General features: G+C 35.6%; 15 protein-coding genes and 3 pseudogenes. 6 read left to right on the top strand and 12 right to left on the bottom strand.

Going from position 1 to position 19,060, the window contains the following annotated elements:
• Positions 1-54: 54 nt before the first annotated feature.
• The 7 genes and pseudogenes from I6852_RS03130 to I6852_RS07965 all read right to left on the bottom strand — a co-directional run bounded on the left by I6852_RS03130 (position 55) and on the right by I6852_RS07965 (position 7,695).
• Positions 55-2,088: a type IA DNA topoisomerase gene (locus I6852_RS03130; RefSeq protein ID WP_197291536.1), complete on the bottom strand. Its 2,034-nt coding sequence runs from the start codon at positions 2,086-2,088 to the stop codon at positions 55-57.
• A 2-nt stretch (positions 2,089-2,090) separates the two neighbouring features.
• On the bottom strand, positions 2,091-4,514 hold the full coding sequence (locus I6852_RS03125; RefSeq protein WP_197291537.1) for a VirB4 family type IV secretion/conjugal transfer ATPase: 2,424 nt from the start codon (positions 4,512-4,514) through the stop codon (positions 2,091-2,093).
• A complete protein-coding gene (locus I6852_RS03120) occupies positions 4,507-4,773 on the bottom strand; it encodes a virB3 type IV secretion protein (protein WP_197291538.1) in 267 nt (88 codons plus the stop codon). The genes I6852_RS03125 and I6852_RS03120 overlap by 8 nt, the downstream gene beginning before the upstream one ends.
• Positions 4,774-5,076, bottom strand: coding sequence for a hypothetical protein (locus I6852_RS03115; RefSeq protein WP_000850076.1), 303 nt, complete (start codon positions 5,074-5,076; stop codon positions 4,774-4,776).
• Positions 5,073-6,596, bottom strand: a complete 1,524-nt coding sequence (locus I6852_RS03110) for a toprim domain-containing protein (RefSeq protein WP_197291539.1) — start codon at positions 6,594-6,596, stop codon at positions 5,073-5,075. The genes I6852_RS03115 and I6852_RS03110 overlap by 4 nt, the downstream gene beginning before the upstream one ends.
• A 16-nt stretch (positions 6,597-6,612) precedes the next feature.
• Complete coding sequence (locus I6852_RS03105; protein WP_197291540.1) at positions 6,613-6,897, bottom strand: hypothetical protein; 285 nt, start codon at positions 6,895-6,897, stop codon at positions 6,613-6,615.
• A 19-nt stretch (positions 6,898-6,916) separates the two neighbouring features.
• A pseudogene (locus tag I6852_RS07965) lies at positions 6,917-7,695 on the bottom strand (hypothetical protein).
• Between the two features lie 56 nt (positions 7,696-7,751).
• Here I6852_RS07965 and I6852_RS03090 point away from each other — a divergent pair.
• The 3 genes and pseudogenes from I6852_RS03090 to I6852_RS03080 all read left to right on the top strand — a co-directional run.
• Positions 7,752-9,570: pseudogene (locus I6852_RS03090) on the top strand (DEAD/DEAH box helicase family protein); the annotation flags it as partial.
• A gap of 2 nt (positions 9,571-9,572) precedes the next feature.
• On the top strand, positions 9,573-11,408 hold the full coding sequence (locus I6852_RS03085; RefSeq protein ID WP_197291543.1) for a site-specific DNA-methyltransferase: 1,836 nt from the start codon (positions 9,573-9,575) through the stop codon (positions 11,406-11,408).
• A 280-nt stretch (positions 11,409-11,688) separates the two neighbouring features.
• Complete coding sequence (locus tag I6852_RS03080; RefSeq protein ID WP_197291544.1) at positions 11,689-12,552, top strand: DNA/RNA non-specific endonuclease; 864 nt, start codon at positions 11,689-11,691, stop codon at positions 12,550-12,552.
• Between the two features lie 206 nt (positions 12,553-12,758).
• On the opposite strand, the gene I6852_RS03075 is transcribed toward I6852_RS03080, so the two are convergent.
• Genes I6852_RS03075 through I6852_RS03060 form a run of 4 tightly spaced genes read right to left on the bottom strand, consistent with a single transcriptional unit; the run spans position 12,759 to position 16,975 of the window.
• Complete coding sequence (locus I6852_RS03075; protein ID WP_197291545.1) at positions 12,759-13,586, bottom strand: prephenate dehydrogenase; 828 nt, start codon at positions 13,584-13,586, stop codon at positions 12,759-12,761.
• 8 nt (positions 13,587-13,594) lie between these two features.
• Positions 13,595-16,087, bottom strand: a complete 2,493-nt coding sequence (gene lon / locus I6852_RS03070; RefSeq protein WP_197291546.1) for an endopeptidase La — start codon at positions 16,085-16,087, stop codon at positions 13,595-13,597.
• A gap of 40 nt (positions 16,088-16,127) precedes the next feature.
• Positions 16,128-16,790: an outer membrane protein assembly factor BamD gene (locus I6852_RS03065; protein WP_197291547.1), complete on the bottom strand. Its 663-nt coding sequence runs from the start codon at positions 16,788-16,790 to the stop codon at positions 16,128-16,130.
• A gap of 41 nt (positions 16,791-16,831) precedes the next feature.
• On the bottom strand, positions 16,832-16,975 hold the full coding sequence (locus tag I6852_RS03060) for a hypothetical protein (RefSeq protein ID WP_165533518.1): 144 nt from the start codon (positions 16,973-16,975) through the stop codon (positions 16,832-16,834).
• Positions 16,976-17,192: 217 nt separating this feature from the next.
• On the opposite strand from I6852_RS03060, the gene fliW reads away from it, so the two are divergent.
• Positions 17,193-17,582, top strand: coding sequence for a flagellar assembly protein FliW (fliW, locus tag I6852_RS03055; RefSeq protein ID WP_165543078.1), 390 nt, complete (start codon positions 17,193-17,195; stop codon positions 17,580-17,582).
• Here the strand turns inward: fliW and I6852_RS08170 are convergent.
• A pseudogene (locus I6852_RS08170) lies at positions 17,540-17,747 on the bottom strand (flavoprotein oxidoreductase). The gene fliW and the pseudogene I6852_RS08170 overlap by 43 nt on opposite strands.
• 18 nt (positions 17,748-17,765) lie before the next feature.
• Between I6852_RS08170 and fabZ the strand changes: the two are divergent.
• Both fabZ and lpxA read left to right on the top strand, forming a co-directional pair.
• Complete coding sequence (gene fabZ, locus I6852_RS03050) at positions 17,766-18,245, top strand: 3-hydroxyacyl-ACP dehydratase FabZ (RefSeq protein WP_197291548.1); 480 nt, start codon at positions 17,766-17,768, stop codon at positions 18,243-18,245.
• 2 nt (positions 18,246-18,247) lie between these two features.
• Entirely contained in the window at positions 18,248-19,060 is an 813-nt protein-coding gene (gene lpxA, locus I6852_RS03045) for an acyl-ACP--UDP-N-acetylglucosamine O-acyltransferase (RefSeq protein ID WP_077648720.1), read from the top strand.

The following is a 19,060-nucleotide window of genomic DNA, read 5'->3' as shown; positions in this document are numbered from 1 at the left end:
GTTTGTTAGAACATCCACTTAGTGCTAACAAAATTATTCCTATTAAAAATATTCTCATTTCTTTGCTTTTTTGTGTTTATCAATCCATTTAGAGATAGCGAATTTGTCATTCAATATTTTATTGGTGGGCATTGCCAATTTACACTCTTCACAAATTTTTTTAACCAGATTTAGTTGTTTTTGACTAGGTTTTTCTTTAACATGCTCTGCAATCCAATCAGAACATTTTTCCTTATTCTGCAGGATTTCTTGACTGGGTTTTTGTAATTTTTTATCTTTACAGATTTTGTCTATGAGTTCAAATTGCTTATCAGTAGGCATGTTGTTGTCAGTAGATTGCGCTTGATAAAACTTGGCGGTACTTTTTAATTTGCTTATGACTTCAAGCATGAACTTTTCATAACTAGCTTCACCTCTCACAATTAAATCCAAACATTCTTCAAATTGTTTGGTAGTGCTTCCTAATTTGCTCTTATCCTTGCTTGTAAGAGCGATGAAATCCACTTCTTTATCTTTCTTGAAAAATGAAATCACTTCTAATCCTTGACTAGTAGGGGTGATAGCGTTAGTTTTTGCATCAATGCTAATATATTTACGCTTCAAAAGAAGATCTAAGAAGCTCGCATAAGTGCTAGGACGACCAATCCCCTCGCTTTCCAATAAGGGAATAAAGGCACTTTCTTTATAAGGTTTGGGACTGGGTTTTTCTATTTTTTTAATAAAAACTTCTTTTAATGGGACACTATCATTTTCTTTTAATGAAAAGTTTTCTATTTCACTTTCTTGTTCTTCCTTGTTAAATTCTTCTTTGCCTTGAATGAGTTCTCCAATCTCTAAAAAACCTTTTTCTTTTAAAAGTTTGAAAGAGAGCTTAAAACTCTCGCTTTTAATTTTAAAGTTACAATCATATTGATTGTATAAGGCGTTTCTACTTTGAGAACAAATTGTATTGGCATAGATAAGTTGATACAACTTCAGCGCTAATTCTTCGCTTATTTTAGCGTCACTGCACACTTTTTCTAAGTCTTTTAAAGCATGCGGATGTGTAATTCTTATGGCTTCATGCGCTTCAGCTTGTGAGTTTTTGCCAGCCTTATATTCCCTGTATTGATAAACACTCGGATAAATAGGTTCAAAAAACACTTCATGTTCTTTGAGATACTCAGGACTTAAAAATTCACTATCAGTTCTATGATAAGTGATGAGACCAGCTTCAAAGAGTTTTTGAGCAAGTTGTGCGATTTCTTTAGTGGGTATTTTTAAGGATTTGCTCGCTTGGGATAAAAGTTTAGAGGTGGTGAAAGGTTTTTTGGGTTCTTTGTTGGATAGACTTTCTTTTAATGAAACTAGAACACTCATAGAGCCTAATCCGTCCTTTAGATCTTTTAAAAATTGAGATGCTTCGTTTTTGTCTTTAAATTTAAAATCTACTAGTTCGTTTTTTTCATTCGCCCTTACATGCTTAATAATCACTTCTTTTTCATTGCACACAATATTAGCTTGGATTTGATATTCTACTTTTTGTTCAGCATCCAACTTATCAAAATCCCTTATTTCTTGATCTCTTTGGCAGATTAAAGCTAGAGCTGGAGTTTGCACTCTACCAGCGCTCAATTCACTAATATTTAAACTTTTTCTTAAATAGCTTGTTAGAGCAAATCCAACAACCTGATCGCTTGCAATCCTGCCTAAGAATGATTGGTATAAATTAGTGTTAGAACGAGAAAATAACACCGCATTTTTTAAGCCGTTTTCAATACCGCTTGGTGTGATCTCATGAAATTCTGCACGATAAATTTCATTAGCTACATTTTTAATTTTTTCGTAAAATTGATAGCCAATACCATAGCCCTCTCTATCAGGGTCAGTAGCGATATAGACTTTTTTGTCCCTACAAGCATTGATTAAAAAATTTATTTTCTTAGCCTTGTCTTCTTTGATTTCAAACTTACAAGCAAAATTATTTTCAATATCTACGCCTATAAGGTTAGTAAAATGCCCTATAGTTGCATAAACTTCCGCACCTGTTAGTTGTTTAATCTTTTCAACCTTATTAGGGCTTTCAATGATAATCACGCTATCTTTCATTCCTACTCCTTTGTCAAGTAAATTTCTTTATAATTCTTTGGATTATCCTTTTTAAGCGTTTCCAGTTCAAAAACGCTAGACGCACTAGAGCTATACGCTCTTAAAAATTTTTTACTGGTGCTGTTTAGCTTTTCTAAATTGATTTCTAAAAATACGCTAGATTGAGTGAGAAGGTTTTTCACTAATACTTGCCTAGCGTTTAACGGCGTTTTGTTTAAAAAGGATTTTTCAATAGGACTTAATAAAATGCCATAGCTCTCTAATTTCTCAAAATTGTTTGTAGGATAGAGTATGACTTGAGCGGCGTTTTCTATAATGGACTTTGCTCCCTCTACACCATCAAGTTGGTTAATATCTTGAAAGGCTAAAGTTAAAACCCCATTGAGTTTTCTAGCTTGAGCGAGTGTGTCTTTGATTTTGGCTAACATGATGGGATTTTCAATAACAGATTTTGCTTCATCAACGAATATATAAAAAGGCTTGTTTTCTAATTTAGCTCTATTCATGACTTTGTAGAATAGGTATAGCACTGCCAAGTTGAAATCTTTTTTACTACTAGAAAGAGCATCCATATCAATAACAGAAAGCTTTTTAGCAAAGTCTAAACAATCAGTAGAATGCTTGTATAAGTCTTTTGAACTCTCTTTTTCTAAAATGTCTTTGCTATCTAAATAGTCTCTTTCTAGCGTGTCTTTAAAATCTCTTAACTTAAAAATAGCACCCCCTTGTTTTGTGATATTGTTATAGCAAACTCTGATTGTTTTGGATAAAGCGCTTAAAGTCTTTTTTTCTTTTTCATCTTTAGTATCTTCATCAATATTGAGCATGAATGCCAACCAACTCACCAAAAAGGTGCAATTAGCGCTTGTATCTTTTAAAGAAAACGGATTAATGTAAAAATCATTGCTATCGTTGTATTGACCATCTAAAAACTCAGTCATCACACGCATGCCATTATTTCTGTCTAAAGCCAAAATACTTAAATCTTCATACTTAAAACAATTGGTGATTAAAAATTCAATTAAAGTGGTTTTACCAGCCCCTGTGCCACCAAAGATGATGGTATGCCCTGATACCATATCATTTTTTCTTTTTGCCTCATAAGCATGGAAATTGAATAAATAAGGCGATTTGTCTTGGTTTCTAAAAATAGTTAAATGGCGATCACCCCATGAATTTCTAGAAAAACCACAATTTTGTTTTTCCAATATGATTAAAGAAGCAATATTTTGACTAGACAACAAACGCTTTCTAAAATTCAAGCGATTACGATTGGGGAAAAAGCTAAAAAACATAGGCAACATGCCAATACTCTCTTGTGTGCTTACAATACCTTTTTGTTTAAGCAAGTTGGTAATTTCTATACAAGCACTATCTAAATCGGTTTTAGTTTTGGCATGAACTAAAATGTTTAAAGAAATCTCCTGCATCAAAACCCTGTCTGTTTTAATCATGTCATTCAATTTATCAATTTCAACTCTAATGCTCTTATTCGCTCTTTTTCTTTTAGTTTCAATCCTTTTTTCAGCCTTTGCTTTAGGAATATTGTCAATGTTTAAAATCACATCAAATTCTAAAGATAAATGCAACACTGAAGAAAGAGCAGTGCTGACAATTTTGTCTATATCATAAGTCTTAATGCTGATGAAACGCTTGAAGATCTCTTTACTATTATGAATGTGAGTGAAAAAATCTTTTTTAAAATGCACATCAGAATTAATCATGCCATCATGCAAACGACCTCTAGCAAAAGTGTATTCACTAGGAACGCCATTGATATATTCCGCATAAAAATTAAGCAAACTGTTGGCATCTATTTTTTCTACAAATAAGCCAGAAAGCATGTTTTTAACATTATTGATAATGCTGTCTAATATTTTAGATTTATCTAATAGATTAAAATTATCAAAGCCTATGAAATAGTTTTCTTGATATTTAACTTCATCTTGTTTGTTATTTTCTTGAATATTTTCTAATTCATTGGTAGTGATTTTTTTCTTAAATCGTTCCAAATAACCTTTAATGCTATCATTCTTAGTTTCAAAAATTAAGTAATAGAAATTTTGATAAACATCCTCAACCCCCTGCTCCCATAAATTGATAACCTCTAATGCAAAAGGATTGCTTATCTCCTCTTGAGTATATTCATGGTGCATGAAAATCTTACGCCTTTTAGCTACGATTTTAAAATGCACGCCATCTACAATCTCATTAAGAGCTAAAATGCGTTCATTAAATTTTTGCGCTATTTCTTTGTCATCTAAAGATAAATAAGAAATTCCCTCTAACTTAAGAGCGCCTACAAGGTTTGATTTTTCACTTAAAAGATAATGCTCATTGTAAATGCCCACTATGTTAGTTTCTTCTTTCATGCTATAACGCTTAGGAACTAGCGAGCATAAAGAATTAAAAATTTTCTCAAGCATAATAATTTCTAGCTCCTGTCCTTAATGTGAAAAGCACATGCAAAATGGCTGTTATATCTTCATCAAAAAATTCTAAAATATAGAATACAAACACACAACTAGCCATTAAACCCATAGCATAAAGTGGTTGGAATGAAAGTAACCATGCCGACATTAAGAAACTAACAATCCAACTATCCAAGTTTAATCCCAAAAAAGTTTCTCTTTTGCTAATTTCTCTAATGTTGATACTTTCAACACAAACAATATGCAATGACATCTAAAATAACCATTGACTTAAAGTTTTAGCATTAGAAATAGCAGCGGTTATAATGATAATCCCAACGCATTTCCAACCAATTTCTCCAAGCCTGTCCCAATTTTTATAGGCGTAAATGCAAGTCCCAACAATGATTAGACCACCAATAGCTTTGATAAAGTCATTGCTTATGAAATCCAATATTTGAGTGAATTTTTGTTTGTAATCTGGCGCCGCCAATAAAAAACTAGGCATTAATATTGCCAAGCTCATCATTCTACGAATTTGCTTGAACATTCTTATTCCTTTATGTTTTGTTTTCATCTTTCATGTCCTTTGTTTTGAGATTGATTGTTGGTGTAATAGACAGAATTAGCTATATATTTAGATCCAAATCCATGATCTTGTTGGTAACCATGAAACACTCCTTGTGGTAGTTTAGGTTTTGGCATTAGATCTTGTAGTTTTTGTAATTGGTTAGCCAAGATGCTTTTTTGTGATGGTGTGGTAATAGGGTTTCGCATTTTTTCTTTGGCATCAAATAAAAAATCTTGTAAAATCCTATTGCTAATTTGCTTCAATCCTAATGCTTTAGCGATTTTCAAATCATCGTTCGCATCTTTGCTGATAGGCGTATAAATGTTTGGAATTTCTTTAGTGTGAGCGTAAAAAATTTTTTCCAAAATAGCGTTGAATTTTCGCCCCTGTTCATCATTATCCATTGCTAAAATAACATTAAGACTTAAATTAGGAATTTTTGGTTCTTTTGGGGGTAAGGCTAGAACAGGCTTAAAAACGGGTCTAGGGATAAGATTATTTTTATCTCTTATGGGCGAGAAAATAGGATTTTTAGGGACTTTTTTAGGGTCATTATTGTGTTTAGCTAACTCTTTAGCACGCCATTTTTCATATCTTTTTTGAAAATTTGTGTAATTTTCATAGTACTCTAATTGCTTGTTGTAGCGATCAATTTCTTTGTGGTATTCATTGTATTCCTTACACTTATAAGTGCTGATGGTATTAAGAAATTTATCTACAAATTTTTGCATTCTTTCTTCTGTGAAATTACCAATAGTAGAAATAATAGCTGTTTGATTAGGATCAAACCCTTGCATTTCTAACACGCTTAAGCCATCAAAAACGCTTTCAGCTACAATGATATTTTGAATATTTTTAATATTTTGTGGAGATAAAACTTCAAAACCCTTGATAGAACCTGCTTGCATTAAGTGTTTAGTGGGATTAGTAGCGCCTTGCATAGTGAAAGGTTTGGATAATCGCTTGTTATACCCACCCTGTATTAAGTTTCCATTATCATTGGTCAAATAGCAAGGCACACATAAATTTGCATGTTCATCTTCTTTGATTAAATGACTATAAGGTTTGAGTAAAGTTTTATCCAAAGAGCGACTATCCAATAAAGTGTGAAACAAATATGAGCTTTCTATATCGTAGGTAGGGAGCTTTTCAAATTGTTTCACTACTTTTTGACGCTCTGCTTCCTGTTTTTTGGTAATGATTGTATAAGGCTTGGAATTGTTATATTTGTGGTTTGGCTTATCGCTAATTTCTAAATCATCTCTATTTTTGATCAAATCATTAAAATCTAGCCCACGATTTTTACAAAAGGCGATAATCGTGCCTTTATCTTCATCATTATGAGTGTTGAAATAATGATAACTCCCATCAGGTTTTCTTGAAACAATAAGTGTGCCTTTAATGGTATCGTACTCATTGTAAAGAGCCGGGTTATTTTTGCTTGATTTCTCTACTTTGTGTTTATAGCCATTAGAGAGTAAAATCTCATCTAATGGTAAGAATTGTAAATTAGAGATATAAGCCATAATCTTTCACCCAAATCTACTTTTTTTTAATCTTTTTGGCTAGTCTCATTTCATAATGTTTGGCTCTCGCATCATACAAAATACGATCCATTGCTTGAGTGAAAAATTTCATGACTTCAATTGCAGTCTCTACTTCGTTGATTTCAAATAATAATTTCATAGCGATTTCAACTTCCCTATACACTGATTTGGGTAGATCTTTTGCCAAAAGATTTCTGTATTCTTTGTTTGTAGGATCAAAGCCTTTAGGGATCACATATTTTTGTGAAATTTTTAAATCTTTTTTGAGTGGGAATTGCATTTTTTGTCCTTTGTTTTCTTTATGATGCTAGAATTTTCTTATCTATAGATAGTTCTTCTAATGCTCTATGGATATTCTTTTTTACAATTGCTTGTTGGTAAGAGCACTTGATGTTTGGAATTTTTTTGCCAACAAGTTGATCATAAGTCAATCTGCAAGAAAGACAAGGATTATTAACCGACACAAACTCCAAAAAAATATTGTTAAAGTTTTGCATTTGAAAATGCTTAGGAATTTTCAAAAAGAATACACCGTGCTTGTTTGCGAGCTTGAATTCTCTATCTTTTAATTTCTTGAAAATTTTTTTCAAATACCCACAAATTCCTAAAAAGAAGTTATTAGGTAAGTTGCTCTCCCCATTCAAACCTGAATGTTCGTAGTCTTCTATTTTAGTGAAGTCATGCATAGACAAAAAACATAACCCTTTTTGTTCTTAAAAGCAGTTAAAAATCCTATTTCCTCTAAAATCTTGAGATTATGTCTTAAGGTTCTATCACACCATTGCAAGCGAGTTAAGGCATAATGGCGGTTTAACGCGATTTTAGAACTTCTAGAATCTATAACAATTTCACTTAAAAGTTCCATGAGTTTCTTACAGCCTGTGCCACCAAAGAAAGTTGTATTGCTAGGAAAGTTTAATATCTTTTTAAAGAGTTTACATTCAACATAACGAGATTTGTCAAATCTGAAAGGAATAAACCTATCTTTTGAATGCTTGGAATAACAGACATTGTTCGCATGCATTTCTTTTAAGATATTCGCATCTAAAACTTTTCTTTTAAAAACTCTTTCTTGCATGGTCCTAATTCCTAGATATTGATTTCTTAGAGATTAGAAAATAATTACATTCGCTAAAGTATGAAAACTTAAAGGCGTTCACCTACACCTTAAAAGAATTTAGCGAGAATAAATTTTGCAAAAACATCTACTCCCTTTCCTATGAAAATAAAGAATTAGAAACGCACTTTTTAGGGGCATGCGTTTCCAGCTTGTATAAAAAATTACTAGCCCAACACCACAATATTGAAAACTTTAAACCCTGTATTTTGTTTAAAAGCGAGAGGATTGAAGAGAGTAAAAAAAATCAAGAGCGCTTCAATACCTTTTTAGAAAATTTAAGCCCTTTAGATTTAGAAAATTTTTTCCATTACAGCCGCAACGCTTTTTTTAAAGACGCTAAAAACTTTTTTGACAAGCAAAAATACACCCCTAACCTTGTGGCATTCTTGCAAACGAAATTCAAAAAAAGCACCCAGATCAACACCAATAACGAAAAAGAATTAGAAAAGGGCATGCTTTTATTGAACTCCCTAGAAGACAGAGACAACCCTAAAAGAGTGATTTTTAGCGTGGATAAGCTCAATGAAGGCTGGGATGTGTTGAATTTGTTTGACATTGTCAGGCTTAAAAATAAAGCGAGCCAAAAAGACACCATTAAAGACGCCCAGCTCATAGGGCGAGGAGCGAGATACTACCCCTTTAGCTATAACGATTTCAAGCCAAGCCACATAGAATTTTACCAACGCAAGTTTGATCTTTCCAACCCCTTAAGCACGTTAGAAAGGTTAGACTACCATGCCATTTATAACAGCGAATTTATCGCTAAATTAAAAGAAGAGTTACGAGAGTTAGGATTAGGATTCATTGAAAAGGAAAAGGAAAAAACAACTATCCCCTTAACGCCCACCAAGCGTTTCAAATGCTACTATGCGAGCAATACAAAAGACAAAAATAAAAACCTGTTCAATAAAGACTATACAGACCATGTTATAGTCAAACTCCAAAGTTTGCATGTCCCCTTATTTGGCTTTATTGTGCGTGAAAAGAAAGTGGATTTTAAAGAAGAAAATAAAGGCGATACAACTTATTATATACCCCACACCTTAGATAAAATCCCTATAAACTATTTTTTAAAAGCCCTTAATTTAAAAAACCTGGATTTCAAAACGCTTAAAAAAGCCTTTAAAAAACATGCCTTTAACAATAAAGTGGAATTTATAGAGCGGTATGTTTCTTCATTAAAAACAAACTTCCATAAAAGCCAAAAGTTTGATAACAACGAAATCCTTTTAAAGCTCGCTGTTTATATCATTGAAAACTTAAAAGACACGCTTTTAAAAGAGCAAGATAAATACGAGGTGAGCGCGTTAGAATTAAAAGAATTTGAAACGCATAATAAAAGCCTTAGCGCTAGCGAATGGGAAAAAGACATTCCCTTTTATGAATGGCTGCTTTTTAAGGACATGCGAAAACTGGACAGCGATTTAGAAAGGGAGTTTTTTAGGTTTTATCAACGACCATAAAGAGGTTTTAGACAAGAAATTCAAAGAATGGTGCGTTTTAAGGAATGATCATTTCGCTGAATTAAAAGTTTTTTGCAATATAGAAAATAGCCCCTTTTACGCACAAGGTTTTGAACCGGATTTTATTCTTTTTGCACAAACGCATGAAGATGAATTTTTAGGCTTCACTTGCTATATGGAAGCTAAAGGCGAACATTTAGAGCATTCTAACGCTTGGAAAAAAGAATTTTTAGAAACGCTAGAAAACGCCACGCTTAAAAGCCATAACAAAAAACTCCATTTAAAAGGCTTGCCGTTTTTCACGCTCCATAACAATAAAGCAGTAAAAAGCGAATTTGCAACCGCTTTCGATCAAATTTTTAAGGATTAAAAATGTTAAAAAACCCACTAAAAACCCTAGTAGATATTTTAATCAATCATTTCACTAAAGAACGCTTAGTTACTTTAATCTTACAACATGATGAAAAGCTTTTAATTTTCATGCTTGAGCATGAAAACGCTAACGACTACAAAAACGCTTTTTTTAAAACGATCGCCAACACGCTTGTATTTAATGAAAAGGCGTTATTAGAATGTTTAGAAATAAAAGAATTAGAAAAATCTTTCACACGATTTAAAAATAAAATAGGTCTATATTCACAAGGGGGTTTGATAAAATCCAGCGAATTAGTCGTTTTGAATTTCCCTTTTAAAGACAATGTTTTACTCGGTAACGCTAAAGACAACAGCACCAAACCTAACGAGCTTTTTTACCATGAAATATTGCATAAAAAAGAAATTGACACGCTTTCAAAGAAAAAAGCGTTGTGCCATTTTGAAATGCATGGAGAAGGCGATTTAGAAAGCGCTTTAAAAGATAGAAACACGAACTACCTTATCAAAGGCAATAACTTGATCGCTCTTCATTCTTTAAAAAAGAAATTCGCTAAACAAGTAAAATGCATCTACATTGACCCCCCTTATAATACCGGTAATGACAGCTTTAATTACAACGATAATTTCAACCACAGCTCTTGGCTAGTGTTTATGAAAAACAGGCTTGAAGCGGCTAGGGAGTTTTTAAGCGATGATGGCGTGATCTTTGTGCAATGCGATGACAACGAACAGGCTTACTTAAAAGTGTTAATGGATGAGATTTTTGGGAGAGAGAATTTTGTAAACACGATTATTTGGGAAAAAAAGTATTCTCCACAAAATGATGCGAAATGGTTCTCTGATAATCACGATTTTATTTTACTATACGCTAAAGATAAAGGAATTTGGCGACCTAATTTATTACCACGCACAAGCGAGATGAATGCGCGCTATAAAAATTTAGATAACGATGAAAGGGGTGCGTGGAAACCTAGTGATTGTTTGGTAAAAACTTATATGGCGAGTTATGATTATCCTATCACTACACCAAGTGGAAAAGTTGTAACGCCACCAAAAGGGCGGTGTTGGATGACTTCAAAAGAAAATTTTCAAAAACTTGTAGATGATAATCGTATTTATTTTGGAAGAAATGGAGACAATGTTCCTAGTTTGAAACGCTTTTTAAGTGAAGTCAAGCAAGGCACAACACCTTTAACAATATGGAAATATACAGAAGTAGGACATAATCAAGACGCCACAAAACAATTGCTAGCTCTCTTTAATAATGTAAAACTTTTTGACACCCCCAAACCCGAAGCCCTACTCCAACGCATTTTAGAAATTTCCACAAAAGAAAACGATCTCGTGTGTGATTTTTTCGCTGGGAGCGGGACGACTTGTGCGGTAGCGCACAAAATGAAACGCCGCTACATTGGCATCGAGCAAATGGACTATATAGAAACGATCACCAAAGAAAGGTTAAAAAAAGTCATAGAGGGCGAGCAAGGGGGCATTTCTAAAAAATGCGATTTTAAAGGGGGCGGGAGTTTTGTCTATGCTGAATTGAAAGAAGTGAATTTAGAAATTAAAAAACAAATCCTTAACGCTAAAAGTAAGAGCGAATGCCTAAAAATCTTTAACGATCTTAATGAGCGTTTTTTAAAACGCGCCGATTGTAAAATTGGTGAAATCCATAGCGAAGAGTTCCACAATTTAGATTTAAACGAGCAAAAAAGGATTTGTTGTAATCTTTTAGACTCTAACGAAGACTATTTAAACCTGGGCGATATTGACGAAGACGCATGGGAGATAGATGAGATCACTAAAAAATACAATGAAATTTTTTATTCTTAAGTTTGATCGTTCAACGTGCACCACTCAACGCATCAAAACGCTACGCCTATTTAGTGGGTAAAAATAAACAATATAGAATAAACAATGTGGTTTAAAAGCTAGAGGAATTTAAAACGCTTGGGCTAAAAAAAATTTTAGCTTTGCTTGACATAAGGATAACTAATCCGCTAGCAGTAAGCATTCGCTCGCTATAAACTCGCTATAAAATAAAAAAGATCATTAAAAATAAACGATTAAAAATATTATTGTAGTATTCAAGCCAATCAACAAGGAGTGAAACATGAAAATTTTTAAAAATTGGCTCTGTTTTAGCCTGATCGCTATGAGTTGGCTCCAAGCGGACATGCTGGATAATTTCACTAAGGCTATTAACAGCTACACCGCTAAAAAGCTTAATGAAATCAGAGATCAAGTCAATAGCGCTAACCCCGCTAAAAATCACAATACCGCTTATAACGCTAATGGCATGCTCACTAACATTGATTGCAAGGTCTTAAAAAATAACTTCTATTCGGTGTGTTATTCTAGCGAATTAAAAAACCCTATTTATGGCGTGAGCGTGTTGTTTGGGGATTTAGTGGATAAAAATAATATTGAAAAACGCTATGAGTTTAAGCCGGACACACGATTAGCCAAATACCAACAAGCCACGACACAAGATTACACCAGAAGCGGTTTTGATAGGGGGCATTTTGTGGCGAATGACGCTTCTTTTGATTTTGCGTCTAACCCTTTAAGAGAGACTTACAGAATGACTAATATCACCCCTGAAGCCAAAAACACCAACAGGCATTCTGTTTTATTGGTGGAAAAAGAGGGCCGTAATTTAGCTAGAAAATACCATCAAGTCTTAGTAGAAGAACTTACTATCATCAAACAGGGTTATAGGACTTTTAGCTCTAAGAATATCGCTATCCCTAGCGGCTTTTGGTACCACTATGACATAAGCCTAACGGACAGCTATGAAAACGCTAAAAGCGAATGCTTTTATATCCCTAATGACAACCAAAAATACCCCTTACAAGAAATGAGAAGAGATTGTAAAGAATACGAACGAGTTGAAAAACAAGTGGTTTTTAAGAACAATAAAAACGCTGAGTTGAATGAATTGCCCAAATACATGAATAATTCTAAGAAATATTAAAAACTGCTCTTAAAATACCAATATAAAATACCCGTAAAAACACCGGTATTTTGGATAAAGGTTTAAGAAATCAAATTTCTAAACGGCTAAAATCGGTTTTTTGTTGGAAGCGATAAGGGTTTCATAGGTGTTGGAGGAATGAGATAAAAACGATTATTACCTGCTCCTCGCACCCCTAAAAACAACAATATGCAAATTTTAATTTTTTACATGAACTCCTGGAGTTTGTTCGCTTGCGCCATCCATTCTGCAAGGCTTTCATAATCGTTATTTTCTATCCAAGCCTTAGCTTGCGCGATTTCTTTTTCGCATTTTTTAATCGCTTCTAAGACATTGTCTCGGTTTTGTTTGAAAATATCTTTCCACATTAAAGGCGAGCTTTTAGACAGACGGCTCATATCCCTAAAACCCCCACCCGCTAAGGATAGAATCATCTCTGGGTCGTTTTGCTTTAAAACGCTATTAGCTAGAGCGTAGCTCAAAACATGGGGTAAATGGCTGATATAAGCCACATGGGTGTCATGCTCGCTAGATTTCATTTTAATCAAGCGCGCTTTAATGCCTAAAAAGATTTCTTTAGCGATCTCTACTTGCTCAGCCCCTGAATCTTCTAAATCGCACAATATCACCAAAGCGTTTTCATACAGCCCCTTAACGCTCGCTTTAGGGCCATAAAACTCTGTCCCGCACATGGGGTGCGCGGCGATGAAATTTTGACGAATGCTTTTAGGGATATTGCGAATGATTTGCGCTTTAGCGCCCCCTAAATCAATAATCGTTGCACTTTTTTTGATAGAGGTCATTTTTTTCAAACACCCAATGATGCCCTCAACTGGAATGGCTAAAAAAATCACATCGCATTCTAAAATCTTTTCAAACTCCACGCATTCATCTACAAGCCCCAAAGTCAAAGCCAATTTGGCATGCAAAGCGTTATGATCATAGCCTATAACGCTTTTAAAACGCCCCCATTCTTGTAAGGCTAGCCCTAAACTCCCCCCCATAAGCCCTAAACCAATAATGCCTGCTTTCATGCCAAATTCTAAAGTAAGGTTTTTTCTAACACTTCAGCGATGTTTTTCACCGCAACGATGTTTAAATTCTCTCGCACTTCAGCAGGGATCTCATCTAAATCCCTTTCGTAATTTTTGACAGGAATGAGAGCGGTTTTAATGCCGGCTTTAAAAGCAGCGATCAACTTTTCTTTCAACCCTCCTATGGGTAAAACTTCCCCGCTCAAAGTCAATTCGCCCGTCATTGCCACTTCGCTTCTTGTAGCTCGGTCGCACAAAATACTCGCCATCACGCTCGCCATAGCGATCCCAGCGCTCGGGCCGTCTTTAGGCGTAGCCCCCTCAGGGACATGCAAATGCAAATCGTAAGCGTTATAAACTTTCAGCGCTTTTTTCTTTTTCTTGCCCTCTGCATCGGCCTCACTAGGGATTTTGGGCGCTTTTAAGGTTTCGTTATCCAACAAGACTTTGACAACAGAAAAAGCGATGAGAGCGGATTCTTTCATCACATCGCCTAAACTCCCGGTGAGTTTCAATTCCCCCTTGCCTCTAATCTTAAGCGCTTCAATTTTAAGCACATCACCGCCCACTGGAGTCCATGCCAAACCATTGACGATACCGATTTTATTTTCTCCATCTATGGGGTCAATTTCAAACACCATGCGTTCTAAATACTCTTTAAGGTTGTTAGGCGTGATAGAGACGCAGAAATCTTTATTCTCGCCTTTTTGATTTTCGCTTTTTTGATCTTCGCTTTTTTCATTTTCGCCTTTTTTGGTCCGCCCTTTTTTGTGCGGGTTATCTTCTAGGTATTTTAAAGCCGCTTTACGCATAATCGTTGCGATCTGTCTTCGTAAATCCCTAACGCCCGCTTCTCTGGTGTATTTTTCAATAATGAGTTTCAAACACTCATGGCTAATATCCACTTCGCTAGGCTTTAAGGCGTGCTTTTCTAATTCTTGGGGGATGAGATAGTTTTTAGCGATCTCTTCTTTTTCGCTAGGCGTGTAGCTGGACACGCTGATAAATTCCATTCTGTCTCTTAAAGGGGCCGGGATTCTGTCAATATTATTAGCGGTAGCGATAAAAATCACTTGCGACAAATCAATGCTGAAATTCGCATAATGATCCCTAAAAGCGATATTTTGCTCAGGGTCTAAAATCTCTAATAAAGCGCTCGCTGGATCGCCCCTAACGCTTCTATCCACCTTATCAATTTCATCTAAAACCATGACCGGATTCATCTTTTTAGCTTCAATAAGCCCTTGGACAATACGCCCGGGCATTGAGCCTATGTAAGTGCGTCTGTGCCCTCTTAATTCATTCACGTCTTCTAATCCCCCTAAAGCGATCCGAACTAAAGGGCGTTCTATCGCTTTAGCAATGGAATTAGCTAAGCTCGTTTTACCCACGCCAGGAGGCCCATAAAAGCATAAAATCGTGCCTTTAGTTTTGTCTTTTTTTTCTGGCTTTTTCTTGTGGCGCATTTCTAAAAGCTGCATGGTAGCAAAGTATTCTACAATACGCTCTTTAGGCCTTTTTAAGGAATAATGATCGTTATCTAGTTGCTCTTTGACATGCTTAATATCAAGCGCTTTTTTTTCATATTGCCCAAAAGGTACATCTAACATGGTTTCAATATAATTTTGTAAAGTTGCGCTATCAGAGCTGTCCGCATGGGTTCGGCTTAATCGGTCAATTTGCTTTTTGATTTCCTTAAACGCTTCTTCTTTTAAAAAAGGCTTGATGCTTTCTAGTTTTTGGTAGTATTGGTTTAAATCTTCATCTCGCTGTTTGTCTGTGCCAAGCTCTTTTTGGATTTGTTTGAGCTGCTCTTTTAAGAAATATTCCTTATTGGTTTGCTCCATTTTTTGATGGACTTTGGATTTGATTTCTTTTTGGAGCTTTTGGGTTTTAGTCTCTTCTATCACAATATCAATCAAATCCAACAAGCGCTGTTCGGTGTTGTTGTTAGCAAAAAGAAAATACGCTTGATCTTTTTTCAAATGCAAGGCCGCTGCGATTAAATCAGCGATGCGGTTAGGATCGTCATTGTCCTCTAAAGCCTTGATCAAATCCGGGGGGAAGAGCGAGCTGACATTGGCTAGAGTGATCACCTTTTCTTTTAACACTTCCACGATAGCCTGAATGTTTTCTTTATCGTACTCTAAATACTCAATGGGGCTTATTTGAGCTTCCAAAAAGCCTTGCTCGTTTTCTTTAGCAGGCTCTAAAATACGCCCCTTAGCGATGCCATTAAAGAGCAATTTCACGCGCCCATTAGGCATGTTGGCTTCACGCATCACCGATCCAATCACCCCCACATCATAATAAGGGGCTTCATTGTCGTTCAATTTGTCTTTTTGGCATGCAATAAAGACTAACGATTTATTGTTTTTAGCGTAAGCTGCTGCCTTGATGCTCGCGTTATTTTGTAAGAAAATAGGGGCTATCATAAAGGGGTATAAAAAGGTGTCTTCTTCTACCAATAAAGGCAGAATTTTAGGAAAATCTTCAGTCATTTTTCATCTCTCTATTATAATTTGTATGGTTTGAAATATCCTACCAATCAAAAATTAACACATACCAAGGCATGTGCGATGGTTTGGGTTTAGTCTCTTTTTCTAAAGCCTCATCTATCCTTTCTAAATAGCGTTTCACGCCCTCAGGCTTGTGGCGTTTTTTATAGACATTCGCGATCGCGCGATTGAGCTCATTTTGCCCTAAAATGAATTTGATTTGCATGTATTCTACATAGGGGCGGTAACGGCTGTTAGGGTATTTTTCTATAAATTCGCCTAAACTCACAATAGAATTAGAGATAAATTCCTGGTCTTTAGAATGGTTTTTGAAAGCGTAATAATGCGATTGCAGTTTCAAAAAGGTCAAATAATCCACATTGTCCTTAGTCCCAAAGCGCTTGATGTATTCATCAAAGTAAAAAGACGCTAAAACATACTCTTTCTTTTTCATGTGTGCTTGCCCTAAGGCTAGCATCGCTTCTGGGACAAGGGGGGAATTGATGTGTTCGCTCTGTAAGGAAGAATAGTAATTGTCCGCTGTCTCTAAATTAGCAAAAAGGATTTCTCTCAAAATCCCTTGATACCAAAAGATCGCCGGTTTGTTGTATTCGTCTTTTTTTTTCTTTTTGTTCGCACAACCGGTGCCTATAATAATGATTGCCATTGTGATAAAAAGGAAAGTTTTAAAATGTTTTAAACGCATGCCATTTGTCTTATAAAATTAAATTTTTGAACCACTCATGGTTATTTTTTCTTATTCTTAGCCCCACCCAATAGCGTAAGCGCCATTTCTCCAATCATGCACACCGTGCCAAAAATGTGCCACCCACTACTATAATTAGATTTGCTAGGATTATTTTTCTTGATTTGTGGTTTTATTTTACTCATCTCTCACTCCTTAGTTATATTTTATAATGATTCAGTTAAACTTTCATCGTTATTCAGTCATTGAATTATACCCAAAACTAGCAAAAATTGATTTTACCAAAATTGTTTGATATAATACAGATTTTTAGTTTAGAAATCATTGAGCGCTGGTTTTAAGGCGGTCTTTTATTCTTTAAGGAGAAGATCTTGTGCTTTTTTAAAGGGAATGCAATCGCCTATGATTTTTGATGTGAAAGCGCCTATCTTAGGGTTTGAAACCATTCATAAAATGCACTTGCAAAAGATTGATGAAATCTTTTTGCGTTTGAACAGCACAGAAGATGATTCCGTGGTGTCTTTCACGCTGGTCAATCCCTTTGCTTTAAGAAAATACGAATTTGAAGTGCCTACCCCCTTAAAAATCCTTTTAGAATTAGAGGGAGCCAAGAGCGTTCTGGTCGCTAATATCATGGTCGTTCAAACCCCCATTGAGCTTTCCACCGTGAATTATCTAGCCCCTTTAATTTTCAATTTGGACAAGCAGCTCATGGGGCAAGTGGTTTTGGATTCTAACAAATACCCGCACTACCATTTAAGAGAGAATATTCTAAGCCACACGCATGAATGACGCATGAGCGGTGCATGAGTGGTGTCTGTGTAAAGCGTTTCTTTAAGCTTATGGTGCAATGCATCGGCGTTTTTGCAAATACAAGCGAGCGGTTTTCTTATGGTATAATAGCGGTTATTTTTATAGGATAACCAACGCTAAAAATGGCGCTTTAATTGAATCCAAAACAAGGAGTTTATTTTTATGGAACAAAGCCATCAAAACTTACAATCTCAATTTTTTATAGAGCATATCTTACAGATTTTACCTCACCGCTATCCCATGCTCTTAGTGGATAGAATTATAGAGTTACAAGCCAATCAAAAAATTGTCGCTTATAAGAATATCACTTTTAATGAAGACGTGTTTAACGGGCATTTCCCCAATAAGCCCATTTTCCCGGGCGTTTTGATCGTAGAGGGCATGGCGCAAAGCGGAGGGCTTTTAGCCTTCACTAGCATGTGGGGGTTTGACCCTGAAATGGCGAAAACAAAAATCGTGTATTTCATGACGATTGACAAGGTTAAATTCCGCATTCCTGTAACTCCAGGCGACAGATTAGAATACCATTTAGAAGTCTTAAAGCATAAGGGCATGATCTGGCAAGTGGGTGGCACGGCTCAAGTGGATGGCAAAGTGGTCGCTGAAGCCGAATTGAAAGCCATGATCGCAGAGAGAGAATAAAAATGAGTAAAATTGCAAAAACAGCCATTATTTCTCCTAAAGCAGAGATTGGCAAAGGCGTAGAGATTGGGGAATTTTGCGTTATTGGAGATGGCGTCAAACTAGATGATGGCGTGAAACTCCACAACAATGTAACCTTACAAGGGCATACTTTTATTGGGAAAAACACCGAAATTTTCCCTTTTGCCGTGCTAGGCACACAGCCTCAAGATTTAAAATACAAGGGCGAATACAGCGAACTGATGGTTGGAGAAGACAACCTTATTCGTGAATTTTGCATGATAAATCCCGGCACTGAAGGGGGGATTAAAAAAACCATTATTGGGGATAAAAACCTGCTCATGGCTTATGTGCATGTCGCCCATGATTGCGTGATTGGCAGCCATTGTATTTTGGCTAATGGCGTAACTTTAGCAGGGCATATTGAAATAGGCGATTATGTCAATATCGGCGGTCTTACAGCGATCCATCAGTTTGTGCGTATCGCTAAAGGGTGCATGATAGCCGGTAAGAGCGCTTTAGGCAAAGACGTGCCGCCTTATTGCACCGTAGAGGGCAATCGCGCTTTTATTAGGGGGTTAAACCGCCACCGGATGCGCCAATTATTAGAAAGTAAGGATATTGATTTTATTCATGCACTTTATAAGAGGTTGTTCCGCCCTATTCCCTCTTTAAGAGAGAGCGCTAAATTAGAGTTAGAAGAGCATGCCAATAACCCTTTTGTAAAAGAGATTTGCTCTTTTATTTTAGAGAGTTCTAGGGGCGTGGCGTATAAGTCAAGCGAATATTCTAGCGAAGAAAAACAAGAGGAATAA

Source organism: Helicobacter pylori, from assembly GCF_015904775.1.
Taxonomy (GTDB): Bacteria; Campylobacterota; Campylobacteria; order Campylobacterales; family Helicobacteraceae; genus Helicobacter; species Helicobacter pylori_DM.
The sequence above is the reverse complement of the archived record's forward strand: the minus strand, read 5'-3'. Positions and strand labels throughout refer to the sequence as shown.

What these genes read in the sequence shown, in the direction of transcription:
- I6852_RS03130 (WP_197291536.1), bottom strand. Translation starts at nt 2,088, where the DNA reads ATGAAAGATAGCGTGATTATCATTGAAAGCCCTAATAAGGTTGAAAAG.
- I6852_RS03125 (WP_197291537.1), bottom strand. Translation starts at nt 4,514, where the DNA reads ATGCTTGAGAAAATTTTTAATTCTTTATGCTCGCTAGTTCCTAAGCGT.
- I6852_RS03120 (WP_197291538.1), bottom strand. Translation starts at nt 4,773, where the DNA reads ATGTCATTGCATATTGTTTGTGTTGAAAGTATCAACATTAGAGAAATT.
- I6852_RS03115 (WP_000850076.1), bottom strand. Translation starts at nt 5,076, where the DNA reads ATGAAAACAAAACATAAAGGAATAAGAATGTTCAAGCAAATTCGTAGA.
- I6852_RS03110 (WP_197291539.1), bottom strand. Translation starts at nt 6,596, where the DNA reads ATGGCTTATATCTCTAATTTACAATTCTTACCATTAGATGAGATTTTA.
- I6852_RS03105 (WP_197291540.1), bottom strand. Translation starts at nt 6,897, where the DNA reads ATGCAATTCCCACTCAAAAAAGATTTAAAAATTTCACAAAAATATGTG.
- I6852_RS03085 (WP_197291543.1), top strand. Translation starts at nt 9,573, where the DNA reads ATGTTAAAAAACCCACTAAAAACCCTAGTAGATATTTTAATCAATCAT.
- I6852_RS03080 (WP_197291544.1), top strand. Translation starts at nt 11,689, where the DNA reads ATGAAAATTTTTAAAAATTGGCTCTGTTTTAGCCTGATCGCTATGAGT.
- I6852_RS03075 (WP_197291545.1), bottom strand. Translation starts at nt 13,586, where the DNA reads ATGAAAGCAGGCATTATTGGTTTAGGGCTTATGGGGGGGAGTTTAGGG.
- lon (WP_197291546.1), bottom strand. Translation starts at nt 16,087, where the DNA reads ATGACTGAAGATTTTCCTAAAATTCTGCCTTTATTGGTAGAAGAAGAC.
- I6852_RS03065 (WP_197291547.1), bottom strand. Translation starts at nt 16,790, where the DNA reads ATGCGTTTAAAACATTTTAAAACTTTCCTTTTTATCACAATGGCAATC.
- I6852_RS03060 (WP_165533518.1), bottom strand. Translation starts at nt 16,975, where the DNA reads ATGAGTAAAATAAAACCACAAATCAAGAAAAATAATCCTAGCAAATCT.
- fliW (WP_165543078.1), top strand. Translation starts at nt 17,193, where the DNA reads ATGATTTTTGATGTGAAAGCGCCTATCTTAGGGTTTGAAACCATTCAT.
- fabZ (WP_197291548.1), top strand. Translation starts at nt 17,766, where the DNA reads ATGGAACAAAGCCATCAAAACTTACAATCTCAATTTTTTATAGAGCAT.
- lpxA (WP_077648720.1), top strand. Translation starts at nt 18,248, where the DNA reads ATGAGTAAAATTGCAAAAACAGCCATTATTTCTCCTAAAGCAGAGATT.